This is a genomic window from Micromonospora sp. NPDC047074 (genome assembly GCF_040643815.1).
Taxonomy (GTDB): Bacteria; Actinomycetota; Actinomycetes; order Mycobacteriales; family Micromonosporaceae; genus Micromonospora.
Genome location: NZ_JBEYVB010000034.1, coordinates 62517 through 74206, shown reverse-complemented (window position 1 = coordinate 74206; position 11690 = coordinate 62517). Strand labels below are relative to the sequence as shown.

General features: G+C 72.4%; 14 protein-coding genes. 8 read left to right on the top strand and 6 right to left on the bottom strand.

What is annotated here, in order from left to right:
- Positions 1 to 278 precede the first annotated feature (278 nt).
- From ABZ809_RS27530 to ABZ809_RS27520, 3 genes are all read left to right on the top strand, one after another.
- A complete protein-coding gene (locus tag ABZ809_RS27530) occupies positions 279 to 1193 on the top strand; it encodes a MurR/RpiR family transcriptional regulator (RefSeq protein WP_357565500.1) in 915 nt (304 codons plus the stop codon).
- Positions 1190 to 2146, top strand: a complete 957-nt coding sequence (locus ABZ809_RS27525; RefSeq protein WP_357565499.1) for an N-acetylmuramic acid 6-phosphate etherase — start codon at positions 1190 to 1192, stop codon at positions 2144 to 2146. The genes ABZ809_RS27530 and ABZ809_RS27525 overlap by 4 nt, the downstream gene beginning before the upstream one ends.
- Before the next feature lie 441 nt (positions 2147 to 2587).
- The gene (locus tag ABZ809_RS27520; protein ID WP_357565498.1) at positions 2588 to 3577 is read left to right on the top strand and encodes a sigma-70 family RNA polymerase sigma factor; all 990 of its coding nucleotides are present in this window, start codon (positions 2588 to 2590) and stop codon (positions 3575 to 3577) included.
- Between the two features lie 72 nt (positions 3578 to 3649).
- Here the strand turns inward: ABZ809_RS27520 and ABZ809_RS27515 are convergent, their stop codons facing one another.
- Positions 3650 to 4624, bottom strand: coding sequence for an NlpC/P60 family protein (locus tag ABZ809_RS27515; protein WP_357565497.1), 975 nt, complete (start codon positions 4622 to 4624; stop codon positions 3650 to 3652).
- Between the two features lie 535 nt (positions 4625 to 5159).
- Between ABZ809_RS27515 and ABZ809_RS27510 the strand changes: the two genes are divergently transcribed.
- Complete coding sequence (locus ABZ809_RS27510) at positions 5160 to 5642, top strand: DUF6232 family protein (protein ID WP_357565496.1); 483 nt, start codon at positions 5160 to 5162, stop codon at positions 5640 to 5642.
- Between the two features lie 6 nt (positions 5643 to 5648).
- Here ABZ809_RS27510 and ABZ809_RS27505 read toward each other — a convergent pair whose 3' ends face one another.
- Together ABZ809_RS27505 and ABZ809_RS27500 are read right to left on the bottom strand one after the other, a co-directional pair.
- Positions 5649 to 5978, bottom strand: coding sequence for a DUF3817 domain-containing protein (locus ABZ809_RS27505; RefSeq protein WP_357565495.1), 330 nt, complete (start codon positions 5976 to 5978; stop codon positions 5649 to 5651).
- Positions 5979 to 6004: 26 nt separating this feature from the next.
- Entirely contained in the window at positions 6005 to 6433 is a 429-nt protein-coding gene (locus ABZ809_RS27500; RefSeq protein WP_357565494.1) for a hypothetical protein, read from the bottom strand.
- Between the two features lie 122 nt (positions 6434 to 6555).
- Between ABZ809_RS27500 and ABZ809_RS27495 the strand changes: the two genes are divergently transcribed.
- Genes ABZ809_RS27495 through ABZ809_RS27485 form a run of 3 tightly spaced genes read left to right on the top strand, consistent with a single transcriptional unit; the run spans position 6556 to position 7766 of the window.
- The gene (locus ABZ809_RS27495) at positions 6556 to 6882 is read left to right on the top strand and encodes a DUF6158 family protein (protein ID WP_357565509.1); all 327 of its coding nucleotides are present in this window, start codon (positions 6556 to 6558) and stop codon (positions 6880 to 6882) included.
- The gene (locus tag ABZ809_RS27490) at positions 6882 to 7202 is read left to right on the top strand and encodes a hypothetical protein (RefSeq protein ID WP_357565493.1); all 321 of its coding nucleotides are present in this window, start codon (positions 6882 to 6884) and stop codon (positions 7200 to 7202) included. Before ABZ809_RS27495 ends, ABZ809_RS27490 begins: the two co-directional genes overlap by 1 nt.
- Before the next feature lie 33 nt (positions 7203 to 7235).
- Positions 7236 to 7766: a DUF1360 domain-containing protein gene (locus ABZ809_RS27485; RefSeq protein ID WP_357565492.1), complete on the top strand. Its 531-nt coding sequence runs from the start codon at positions 7236 to 7238 to the stop codon at positions 7764 to 7766.
- A gap of 91 nt (positions 7767 to 7857) precedes the next feature.
- Here ABZ809_RS27485 and ABZ809_RS27480 read toward each other — a convergent pair whose 3' ends face one another.
- From ABZ809_RS27480 to ABZ809_RS27470, 3 genes are all read right to left on the bottom strand, one after another.
- Positions 7858 to 8067, bottom strand: coding sequence for a hypothetical protein (locus ABZ809_RS27480; RefSeq protein WP_357565491.1), 210 nt, complete (start codon positions 8065 to 8067; stop codon positions 7858 to 7860).
- Between the two features lie 141 nt (positions 8068 to 8208).
- Positions 8209 to 8463: a hypothetical protein gene (locus tag ABZ809_RS27475; protein ID WP_357565490.1), complete on the bottom strand. Its 255-nt coding sequence runs from the start codon at positions 8461 to 8463 to the stop codon at positions 8209 to 8211.
- Positions 8464 to 9066: 603 nt separating this feature from the next.
- Positions 9067 to 10164: a 3-deoxy-7-phosphoheptulonate synthase gene (locus ABZ809_RS27470; protein WP_357565489.1), complete on the bottom strand. Its 1098-nt coding sequence runs from the start codon at positions 10162 to 10164 to the stop codon at positions 9067 to 9069.
- Between the two features lie 305 nt (positions 10165 to 10469).
- Here ABZ809_RS27470 and ABZ809_RS27465 point away from each other — a divergent pair, with 305 nt between their 5' ends.
- The gene (locus ABZ809_RS27465) at positions 10470 to 11624 is read left to right on the top strand and encodes an alkaline phosphatase PhoX (protein WP_357565488.1); all 1155 of its coding nucleotides are present in this window, start codon (positions 10470 to 10472) and stop codon (positions 11622 to 11624) included.
- Positions 11625 to 11690: the final 66 nt, after the last annotated feature.

Genomic DNA, 11690 nt, shown 5'->3' with positions numbered 1-11690 from the left:
GAGCCGAGCCCTGAGCCGGGCCCTGAGCCGGGCCCTGAGCCGGGCCCTGAGCCGGGCCCTGAGCCGGGCCCTGAGCCGGGCCCTGAGCCGGGCCCTGAGCCGGGCCCGGGCGGGCAGGCGGCGACCGTCCGGCAGGCTCGTGCCGGCCTGGCGGGGGAGGCGACGGACTCCCTGGGAGTGGCACGCTGGGCGGAACGGCGTTCCCCCGGCGGGCGGTACTTTGCCGAATACGGGGAGTCATGGTTGACGCTCACGCCTCATGAAAGTAAGTTTCATCCGTGGCGAAGAGTCCGAAGATTTCTGCGAGTCACGAGCCGGGTGGGCTGATCGTCCACATCAGCGGCCTGCTCCCGTCGTTGTCGCCGGCCGAGCAGCGGGTCGCCCGGCTGGTGGTCGCCGACCCGGCGGACGCCGCGCGGCGGACCATCACCGACCTCGCCACCGCTGCCGAGACATCCGAGGCGACCGTCATCCGGTTCTGCCGGTCGGTCGGCATGGACGGCTACCCGCAGCTGAGGATCCGGCTCGCGGCCGAGGCCGCCCGCCGGGTCGAACCGCCGGACGCCCGGGTCGTCGGCGGCGACATCCCGCCCGGGGCCGACCTGGCCCAGATCATCGCGACCATCGCCTTCAACGACGCGCGGGCGGTCGAGGAGACGGCCGAGCAACTCGATCCGGCGATCTGTGAGCAGGTCGTCGACGCCATCGCGGGCGCCGGCCGGATCGACGTCTACGGCGCGGGCGCCAGCGGCTTCGTCGCCTCGGACTTCCAGCAGAAGTTGCACCGTATCGGCCGCACCGCCTTCTACTTCCCCGACGTGCACACCGCGCTGACGTCGGCCGCGCTGCTCGGGCGGGGCGACGTCGCGGTCGGCATCTCGCACACCGGCACCACCTCGGACGTGGTCGAGGTGTTGGAGCAGGCCCGGGCCCGAGGCGCCGCCACCGTGGCGCTGACCAACTTCCCCCGGTCGCCGATCACCGAGGTGGCCGACTTCGTGCTCACCACGGCCGCCCGCGAGACCACCTACCGCTCCGGGGCGATGGCGAGCAGGCTGGCCCAGCTCACGGTCGTCGACTGCCTCTTCGTCGGGGTGGCCGCGCGCAACCGGTCCCGGGCCAGGAAGGCACTCGAAGCGACAGCCGAGGCGGTCAAGTCGCATCGGGTCGGCTCGGGACGGAGGCGGGCATGACGACGGGCGCGGTGGAACCCCAGGACGTGGCGGCCCCGGTGCCGGCCCGGCCGGTGATCCGGGTCGGCGCGCCGACTGAGCGGCGCAATCCGCTCAGTGCCGACCTCGACCTGATGTCCACCCGGGACGTGCTCTCGGTGATCAACGAGGCGGACCGCCGGGTGCCCGGCGCGGTCGCGGCCGTCCTCGACGAGATCGCCGCGACGGTGGACCTGGCGGTGACCGCCCTGCGCGGCGGGCACCGGGTGCACTACTTCGGGGCGGGCACCTCGGGTCGCCTCGGCGTGCTCGACGCCGCCGAGCTGGCCCCCACCTTCAACTCCCCCCGGCACTGGTTCTGCGCCCACATCGCGGGCGGGCCGGAGGCCATGTGGCGGGCGGTCGAGGACGCCGAGGACGACGACCGGGGCGGCGCGGCCGAGGCCGCCGACTGCGTACGGTCCGGGGACCTCGTGGTCGGGCTCGCCGCCAGCGGACGCACTCCGTACGTCCTGGGGGCGCTCGCCGCGTCGAAGGCCATAGGGGCCTCGACGGTGCTGCTCTGTGCCAACCCGGAGGCGGCGGCCGCCGGGTCGGTGGACGTCTTCATCGGGGTGGACACCGGACCGGAGGTCGTCACCGGGTCGACCCGGATGAAGGCGGGCACCGCGCAGAAGTTGGTGCTGAACACGTTCTCCACGGCCGTGATGGTCCGGCTGGGCCGGGTCTACTCGAACCTCATGATCGACATGGTGGCCACCAACGCCAAGCTCCGGGGCCGGATGATCTCGATCCTGATCGAGGCCACCGGCTGCTCGGAGGAGATCTGCCAACGGGCACTCAACGAGGCCGACGGTGACATGAAGGCCGCACTGGTCTCGCTCGTCTCCGGGGTCGGGGTGCCCGCCGCGCGGGCCGCCCTGGCCCGTTCCGCCGACCAGGTCCGCGGCGCACTGGCCCTGCTCGCCTCCTGAGCCCGCCCCGCCCCACCGCGCACCCACCAGCCCCTGCGAGCCCCGTCACGTCCCGGCATGGATCCGCCGTGCGGATTGTTCACCGGGGGGTGGGGTATTACCACGGGCGTGGATGAACCGACCGGTACACCGACGCGTGCCTGGCAGTGACCAGGATCGCAGCGCGGCGGTGACCCGGGTCGCTGTGTCCCTGGACGGGCGGTGCTGCCATGGAACGGGGAAACAGCGACCTGTCTATCCGCCGACCCCTGCGTGGTGCCCATCGGAGAGCCGCCACCGGGGTGCTGACAGCAAACATGGACCGCGCTCTCAGCGGATTATCAGGCATTCGTGACACTTTCGACTCACGACATGGAATCCCCGGCGCGTCTCAACTGTTGTGTAGGTGTCAGCACCGACGGGCACAGCGGAAGTTACGGGGGAGGGCTGATGGACGTGGGGATGGCAAGGAACCGGGCAACCGGCGCGAGCGAGGGGACCGTGGGCAACGTGGACAAGAACATCGGCATGCGAACCGACGAGGTTGCCGAGGAGCGCGACCTGGTCGGCGTCTACCTTCACGAGATCTCCCGGACGCCGCTGCTGGACGCCGCCAAGGAGGTCGATCTCTCCAAGGCGATCGAGGCCGGCCTCTACGCCGAGCACCTGCTCGGCGAGGACCGCGTCCCCGACGGTGTCGACCGGGGTGACCTGGAGCGACTGGTGGCCGAGGGCGAGCGGGCCAAGGACCTGTTCATCCGGGCCAACCTGCGGCTGGTCGTGTCGATCGCCCGCCGTTACGTGCGGTCGGGCATGCCCATGCTGGACCTGATCCAGGAGGGCAACACCGGCCTGGTGCGGGCGGTCGAGAAGTTCGACTACATCCGCGGCTACAAGTTCTCCACCTACGCGACCTGGTGGATCCGTCAGGCGATCAGCCGGGCGATCGCCCAGCAGGAGCGCACCGTGCGACTGCCGGTGCACCTGGTCGAGGACGTCAACCGGATGCGCAACGTGGCGCGTCAGCTCACCCGCGAGCTGGGCAGCGACCCGGAGCCGGAGCAGATCGCGGCGGCCCTCGGGGTCACCGTCGAGCGGGTCAACGAGCTGGTGCGCTGGTCGCAGGACACCGTCTCGCTGGACACCCCGGTGGGCGACGACGGCGACACCAACCTCGGTGACCTGGTCGCCGACAGCGACGCGCCGTCGCCGGAGGAGATCGTGCTCACCGGGCTGGAGCGGCAGCGGATCGAGGGCCTACTGAACCACCTCGACGACCGTTCGGCCGGCATCATGCGGGCCCGCTACGGGCTGGAGGACGGCCGTGAGCACTCCCTCACCGAGGTGGCGTCGCGGTTCTCGCTCTCCCGGGAGCGGATTCGGCAGCTGGAGATCCAGGCACTCGGCCGGCTCCGCGAGCTGGCCCGGGCCGAGGGGCTCCAGGCGGCCTGAGCCGGTAGGAGTGACCGCGAACGGCCGGCGTCCGATAGGGGGACGCCGGCCGTTCGTCGTCTCCGGGGGCGGTCAGCGGACCCGGCCGTAGCCCTGGATGGGCATCAGGTTCATGCCCCGCTTGAGCACGTTGCGCCCGGCGCTCGGCGCGTCGATCACCTGACCGTCGCCCACGTAGAGGGCGACGTGCCCGAGGCCGCGGTAGAAGACCAGGTCGCCCGGGCGCAGCTCGCCCCGGCCGATGTGGGCCACCGCACCCCACTGCATCCGGGCGTTGTGCGGCAGGGACTTGCCGGCCGCCCGCCACGCCGCGGAGGTCAGGCCCGAACAGTCGTAGCCGTTCGGCCCGGCGCCGCCCCAGACGTACGGCTTGCCGATCGCGCCGTACGCGTACCGCACCGCGACGCCGGCCCGGCCGGAGATCGCCGGCGCGTCCTTCGCCCCGTCGGTCCGGACGGCGGGTTTCTCGGTGGCCCGGCCGTACGCCTGCCGGCGCAGCTCGTACAGCTCGGCGAGGTCGCGTTCGATCCGCCTTTTCGCGGCGGTCAGCTCGCGGGCCTGGGCCGCCTGTCGACCCAGCGTGACCTCCAGCCGGGTCTTCTCGCCGATCAGCCGCCGCTGGCTGGCGGTGAAGTTCGAAATCTTCTCCTGCCGCTGCCGGGTGAGCTGGTCGAGCATCCCGAGTCGGTCCAACAGGCTGTCGGAGCCGCCGGGGCGCAGCAGCGCCTCCGCGGTGGCCAGGTTGTTGCCGGTCTTGTACGCGGTCACCGCCAGCTCGCCGACGTCGGCGCGACTCCGCTCGGTCTGCTGCTCCAGCGGCCCGATCCGGCTCTGTAGCCGCGCCGCGGCGGCCGTGTTGGTCTTGATCTCCTCCCGGAGCTTGTTGTACGCCTCGACGACGTGTTCGAGCTCGGTGGAGGACTTCTCGATCCGCCGGGTCAGCTCGGCGGGGGACGGTTCGGCCCGGGCGGGCGCTCCCGGTGCGAGCAACGTGGCCGACACCAGGGCGATCGTCAGGGCGCGCAGCGTTTTCCTGAGGGACGACAAGAGCGGAAGGCTCCTCTCCCATCTGCCGCCACGGGCTGCTGACGCCCTCGGCGGCACCGCCCGGTGCTGTCCTGGTGGACGGCGGAAGACCGGACCGGCCCGGACAAACTAACCCGGGTCAGGAGTGGTCCGCAGGTGAAGCAGTGGCGAATGTGGGCGAAGTGGCGGGAAGTGTTGATCACTGGTGGTCGGATTTCGTACGTGGATGTCGCCAAACTCTGCCGTTATTGTCACCGTCCAGGCGATTCGAGTCATTCGTCGTTGTCGGCGTATGCCGGCGGAGCGTGGGCCGTTATGACCGACAAGACCGACATGGTGGCCACTACCCGGCGGGCCGGGACGCCGGGCGTCGCGGGCGCGGGCGGAAAACGCCGTCCGGGCTGGCACGTGCGCCACACAATGACACGCGGAGCCGGGAATCCCGCCGACCGGCATTGATGCGAGACCGTCGGCGGGAGCCGACCCCGGCACAGCAGCCGTGGGAGGTGCGGACGTGAACCCTCAAGGCGCCACACGACAGACGTGGTCACCCGGAGTGACCCCCGGAAAGAACACGCTCCTCTACGCCCGGCCCGGGATCATCGTGACCGTGGACCGGTTCACCGTCGGACGCAACACCTGGCAGGTGACCGAGTTGACCCACCTGCACACCAGCCGCGGTCCGCACGACCGGGTCGCGGTGCGGGCCGTCGTGGTCACCGCCGCGATGATCGGCGGCGTCGGCCTGCTGCTCGGCTTCAGCGGTGGGCTGCAACGCCTCACCGCGGGGGCCTACTTCATCCTCGGCGTGGTGTTCCTGCTGCCGGTGCTGGTCGCGGTGGTGGGGGACCGGTGGCGACCGCCGGCGTACGAGCTGTGGGGCCGGCGCCGGGGCGAGCGGATACTGCTCTTCAGCAGTGACGACGAGCGGCAGTTCGGGCAGGTCACCCGGGCCCTGCGCCGGGCCCGGGAGATGAACCGGTACGGCGGCTGGGAGGATCCGCTCGCCTCGGCCGACCCGTGGCGGCCAACCCGGTGACCGGCGTCAGCCGGCGACCGGCTCCGGGGTGCGCTCGGTCTGCTCCGCCGTCACCCAGCCGCTGACCCGGCGCTCGGCGTAGAAGGAGACGAACGGCACGGTGCCGGCCAGCATCACCAGGACCATCCGCTTCAACGGCCAGCCCGCCCGGCGGGACAGGTCGAAGGCGGCCAGCAGGTAGACCATGTAGAGGAAACCGTGCGCCTGACCCACGGTCTCCACCAGGATCGGGTTGTCGAAGCCGTACTTCATCGGCATGCCGATCACGACCAGCAGGATCAGCGCCACGCCCACGATCCAGGCGATGACGCGGTACCGGGTCAGGGCTGCGCCCACCGTCGTCCGTCCTTTCGCGTCCGGCCTCAGCCGGGGTAGTCACCAGGCTTGGCGCCCGGGTTGTCGTTCAGCCATTGCAGGTAGTGGTTGTAGGCGGCCAGGTCGGCGTCCCCGCCGGCGTCGGCGGGCGCGGTCACGCGGGCGGCCCGCACGGGCCGGCGTACGACCGGACGCGTCGCGTCGGCCGCCGGGGCGTCGGCCGCGCGCGTCCCGGCGGCGGCCGGCGCCTCCTCGGCCGCGTCGGCCGGCGGGCGCAGCGCGTGCCGGACCTCACGCCACCAGACGAAGACCACGAAGCCCGCGAAGATCGGCCACTCGACCGCGTAGCCCCAGCTGATCGAGTTGCCGTCGGCGGCCCGGCTGAGCTGCCACCAGCCCAGCCCCAGGAAGACGGAGACCAACACGACCAGGGCCACGTGGCGCGCGATCCACGCCGGGGTCCAGAGCCGCTTCATGGCAACGAGAGTACCGGGGGCCGCCGGGATCTCCGACGCGGTGTCGTAGCCGGCGGGATGGTTTGGTGCCACCCGGCGTGGGCATCCGGTTAGACGCCAGCCCAAATCAGACCAGGGGGGCGATCATGACGGGATCAGTACGACAGGACGACTTCGGCAGCCCCGAGCAGCGGGTGCCCGAGTGGGACGGCGACCATGTCCACGACATGGCCTCCGGCGAGACGGACCAGGCCGACGGTGAACTGCTCGGCGTCGACCCGGCCGAACTGGGCGACGAGGACCTGATCCGCGAGATGCACAGCCTGCACCGCACCCGGCTGGACACGCTCCGGCACGCGGCGGACTCCGCGCTCGCCACCCACCTGCGGCGCACCGCCGAACTGGAGACCGAGTACCTCGCCCGGCACCCGGGCCGCGAGGTCGACCCGAGCCGGCTGCGGGACGAGTGATGGCGCACGCCGAGCGCGGGATGTCCGCGCCCCCGGAGGTGGTGTTCAACACCGCCACCGACCCCGACCGGGCGTCGGCGTGGCTGCCGGAGCCGCTGCGGGGCGACGGCAGCCCGGCGGAGGAGATCAGCGAGGAGGAGCTGCGGGCCCGGTGGAGCGCCGCCGGGCAGTGGTCGGCCGAGATCCGGGTGGAGCCCGCCCAGGCGGGTGGCGCCCGGATGCGGCTCGACCTGACCGGCGGGCCGGACGCCGAGCGGATGGCCGACGAGGCGCTGGACGGCCTCGCCCGCGAGGTGGCCGACAACCTGCAGGCCGGATGAGCCGGGCCGACCCCAGAAGACCGAGGAGACCGGGTGACCGACCTGAGGGAGAAGGTGGCGCGGCTGCGCCAGGCGTACGCGCCGCACGAGCACCGGCCGCTGGGTGGCTACCTGGTAGCGATGGGTACCTACGCCGGGGTGACCGCCGGGATCGCCGGTCTGGTCCGGGCGACCGGTCGGACGGTGCCCGACCGCCCCGCCCCGGCGGACGTGGTGCTGCTCAGCATCGCCACCCACAAGCTGAGCCGGCTGCTGTCGAAGGACGCGGTCACCAGTCCGCTGCGGGCGCCGTTCACCCGCTACGACAGGCCGATCGGCAGCGGCGAGGTGATGGAGCAGGTACGCGATCAGGGCAGCCCCACCCGGCACGCGATCGGTGAGCTGCTGAGCTGCCCGTTCTGCCTGGCCGTCTGGGTGGCCACCGGGCTCACCGGCGGCCTGGTCCTCGCTCCCCGGCTGACCCGCCTGGTGGCCACGGCGCTGACGGCGGTGGCCGCCTCCGACTTCCTCCAGATGGCGTACGCGATGGCCCAGCAGGCCGCCGAGGGCGACCAGCACGACTGACCACGGACGACGCGGGAAGGGCCGGCTCGGTGCCGGCCCTCTCCACGTCGGGTACGGGCCCTCTCCGCGTTCCTGCGTAGGGCTGGTGCCGTCAGGTCGGGGTCGTGCCGTGGTCCTCGCCAGCCCAGCCCCGGGACGCCTCCGGCTCGCGCTCGCCCGCGTCGGCTCCCGTGACGACGTCCCGGTCCACGGCGGTGCGGTCGTGTTCGTTGGCGAAGTCCGGCTCCGGCAGCGTGTCCCGGCCCTCGGGGGGTTGACCGAGCGCCGGCAGTTTCTCGTGCTGATCCTCGTGGTGGGACACTCGCTCTCCTTCTCCTCCCTGGCCGCCCGCTGACAGCGAGGCGTGCGGCCGGCGGTTGGGTAGCCGGCGGGATCGTGCGGCAGGTGGTTTGTGCCGGCTGGCGGGTCGTGCGGCCCGCGGGTCGTGCGGCCGGCGGCCGGGTCAGGTGACTGATCCGCCGAGCAGGTCGGCCACCTCGTCCACGGCGTACTCGCCCTCGGGCAGCGCGGAGATCCGGGTGAGGAGCTGCGCGGGAAGCTCCGCGGCGACCGCCCGGCGGTAGATGTCCGCCTGGCTGATCCGCTCCTGGCCGTGGTAGAGATCCTCGAGCAGGTCGTCGAGGCGCCGGGTGTCCGGCTCGTCGATGACGGGCGCCTCGGTCACGGGCGCGTCGGTCACGGGTGCGTCGTCGGTCACGTCGGATCGGCTACCCACGTCCGAATCGGTCAAACGTCACGACGCTGCCGGCGTCCTGTCGCCGCCGTGCGTCGGGTTGGTCGGGTTTGCGTCGCGGCGCCCGCACCGGTCGGGTACGTCGCGGTGTCGTCCCGGTGCGTAGCGGGTGTCGTGCCGGTCGGGGTGCGTAGCGGGTGTCGTGCCGGTCGGGGTGCGTAGCCGGGTGTCGTGCCGGTCGGGTTGCGTCGCGCGAAGCCGTGATCGTGACGGCGTTCACAGCGGGGACCGGAACACCGGCGGCGGCTGTCCGGTTGACTGAGGTGTCGGTGTGACCAGTGTCCCCGGGCCTCACCTAAATTGCCTTCGCGGAATACCGTCCGGCTGGAGCCGCGTCGCGCCACTCGCCGAGAGGCGACCTGCACACCGACACCAGCGCCGCCCCCGAGCCCACAGGGCCCGGGGGCGGCACTGTCCCCGCTGCACTCACCCCACGCAGCCCGCCCCGCCCCCGCCCGGTTGATCATGGGGTTGGCGGCAGCGGAAGAGATCGATCTCGCCGCTAACGTCATGATCAACGGGCCGGGGCCGGGGCCGGGGCCGGGGCCGGGGTGGGGTCGGGGTGGGTTAGGCGGGGGTGGGGGCGGGGGTGCGGCGGCGGGTGCGGACGGCGGCGGCCAGGTGGGCGAGGACGTCCTCGGTGGTGTCCCAGCCGATGCAGGCGTCGGTGACCGACTGCCCGTAGGTCAGCTCGCGGGTCGGGTCGAGGTCCTGGCGGCCGGGGAGCAGGAAGCTCTCCAGCATGATTCCGACGATGCCGCGCTGGCCGGCGTCGAGCTGGGCGGCCACGTCGGCCGCCACCTTCGGCTGGTTGCGGTGGTCCTTGCCGCTGTTGGCGTGGCTGGCGTCGACGACCACGCGCTCGGGCAGGCTGGCCGCCCGCAGCAGTTCCAGCGCCCCGGCCACGGAATCGGCGTCGTAGTTGGGTCGGCCCCCGCCGCCGCGCAGCACCAGGTGCCCGTCCGCGTTCCCCCTGGTGTGCAGGATCGCCGGGGTGCCGGAGAAGTCGATGCCCGGGAAGACGTGCGGTACGCCGGCGGCCCGGATGGCGTCCACGGCGGTGCCGATGCTGCCGTCGGGGCGATTCTTCATGCCGATCGGCATCGACAGGCCGGAGGCGAGCTGCCGGTGCACCTGGCTTTCGACCGTACGCGCGCCGATGGCGCCCCACGCCACCGTGTCGGCGATGTACTGCGGGGTGATCGGGTCGAGGAACTCGCAGCCCACCGGGAGCCCCAGGCGGAGCACGTCGAGCAGGAGTGCCCGGGCGGTACGCAGGCCGGTGTTGACGTCGCCGGAACCGTCCAGCCCGGGGTCGTTGATCAGGCCCTTCCAGCCCACCGTCGAGCGCGGCTTCTCGAAGTAGACCCGCATCACCACCAGCAGGTCGTCGGCCACCCGCTCGGCGGCGACGCGGAGCCGGCGGGCGTAGTCCAGGGCGGCGGCCGGGTCGTGCACCGAGCAGGGGCCGACCACCACCAGCAGGCGGTCGTCGGTGCGGTCCAGCACCCGGCCGACCGCGCGTCGCCCGGCCAGCACGGCGGAGGCGAGGGTGTCGTCCAGGGGTAACTCGTGGTGCAGCAGGGCCGGGGTGGTCAGCGGCACGACACGGTCGATCCGCTGGTCGCTGACCCGATCGGTCTCCGGGGTCGTCACGGTGGGCATCCTTCCGCCGACCGTGCCCCGGGGCCGGTGCCCGGGTACGAGCCGGCTGCTCGTATGCAGAAGGGCAGGAACTTCAAGCTCCTGCCCGGCCGGCTCGAATGTGGTGACGTCAGATCATGGTGAAGTCACCGGCTTGCGAGCCGGCTGCCTAAACCATCGATACGAGCGCGTCACGCGGACCAGCGTACCCGACGGTGCGCAAAGGTCCACCCAGACGTCGGAAAACACTCGTTCCACGTTCACCTCCATCGATGGATGCGACGGTAATTTCATCGACACCGATCGCTGCTAATCCGGAGGTTCCGATGGATCGTCGTACCATCCTGCGCGCCACCGTCGCCGGCGGCGCGGCCGCCTTCTCCGGCAGCCTCTGGGCCGGCGCCGCCCTCGCCGCCCCTGCTCAGCCCGGCGCCAGCCCGTACGGGCCGCCGGGCGCGGCCGACGCGAACGGCCTCCAGTTGCCCGCCGGATTCACCAGTCGGGTCATCGCCCGTTCCCGACAGGTGGTACCGGGCACCGGCTACACCTGGCACGACGCGCCTGACGGCGGGGCCTGCTTCGTCGCCGGAACCGGCTGGATCTACGTCTCGAATTCCGAGATCGCCACCACCGGCGGGGCGTCCGCGGTGCGGTTCAACGCCGACGGCAGTGTCGCGTCGGCGTACCGCATCCTGGCGAACACCAACCGCAACTGCGCGGGCGGCGCGACCCCGTGGGGAACCTGGCTCTCCGGCGAGGAGGTCAACCGGGGGTACGTCTACGAGACGTACCCCCAGGGCGGCCAGGCCGGCGTGCGGCGGGCCGCGATGGGGCGGTTCAACCACGAGGCCGCCGCCTGCGACCCGGTCCGCCGGGTCGTCTACCTCACCGAGGACGAGACCACCGGCTGCTTCTACCGGTTCCGGCCGAGCACCTGGGGCGACCTCTCCGCCGGCACGCTGGAGGTGCTGGTCGCCGGCACGGGCACCAGCGGCCCGGTGAGCTGGGCGCCGGTGCCCGACCCGGACGGCTCGCCCACGCTCACCCGCGACCAGGTCCCGGGGGCGAAGCGGTTCAACGGTGGCGAGGGTTGCTGGTACGCCGACGGCACCTGCTGGTTCACCACGAAGGGGGACAACCGGGTCTGGGCCTACGACGCGGTCAACCAGCGGATCGACCTGGCGTACGACGACTCGCTGGTCTCCGGAACGGCGCCGCTGACCGGGGTGGACAACATCACCGGGGCCCGCTCGGGCGACCTCTACGTCGCCGAGGACGGCGGCAACATGGAGATCAACCTGATCACGCCCGCCGGGGTGGTCGCCCCGTTCCTGCGGATCACCGGGCAGTCCTCGTCGGAGATCTGCGGGCCGGCGTTCTCGCCCGACGGCAGCCGGTTCTACTTCTCGTCGCAGCGCGGCACCTCCGGCTCCTCCTCCGGCGGCATCACCTACGAGGTGCGCGGACCGTTCCGCTCCTGACCGCCCGGCGCGGGTGACCCCGCGATCATGCGGAGTGCCGGAGGCGCCGGTGGGGTATGTGGGCGG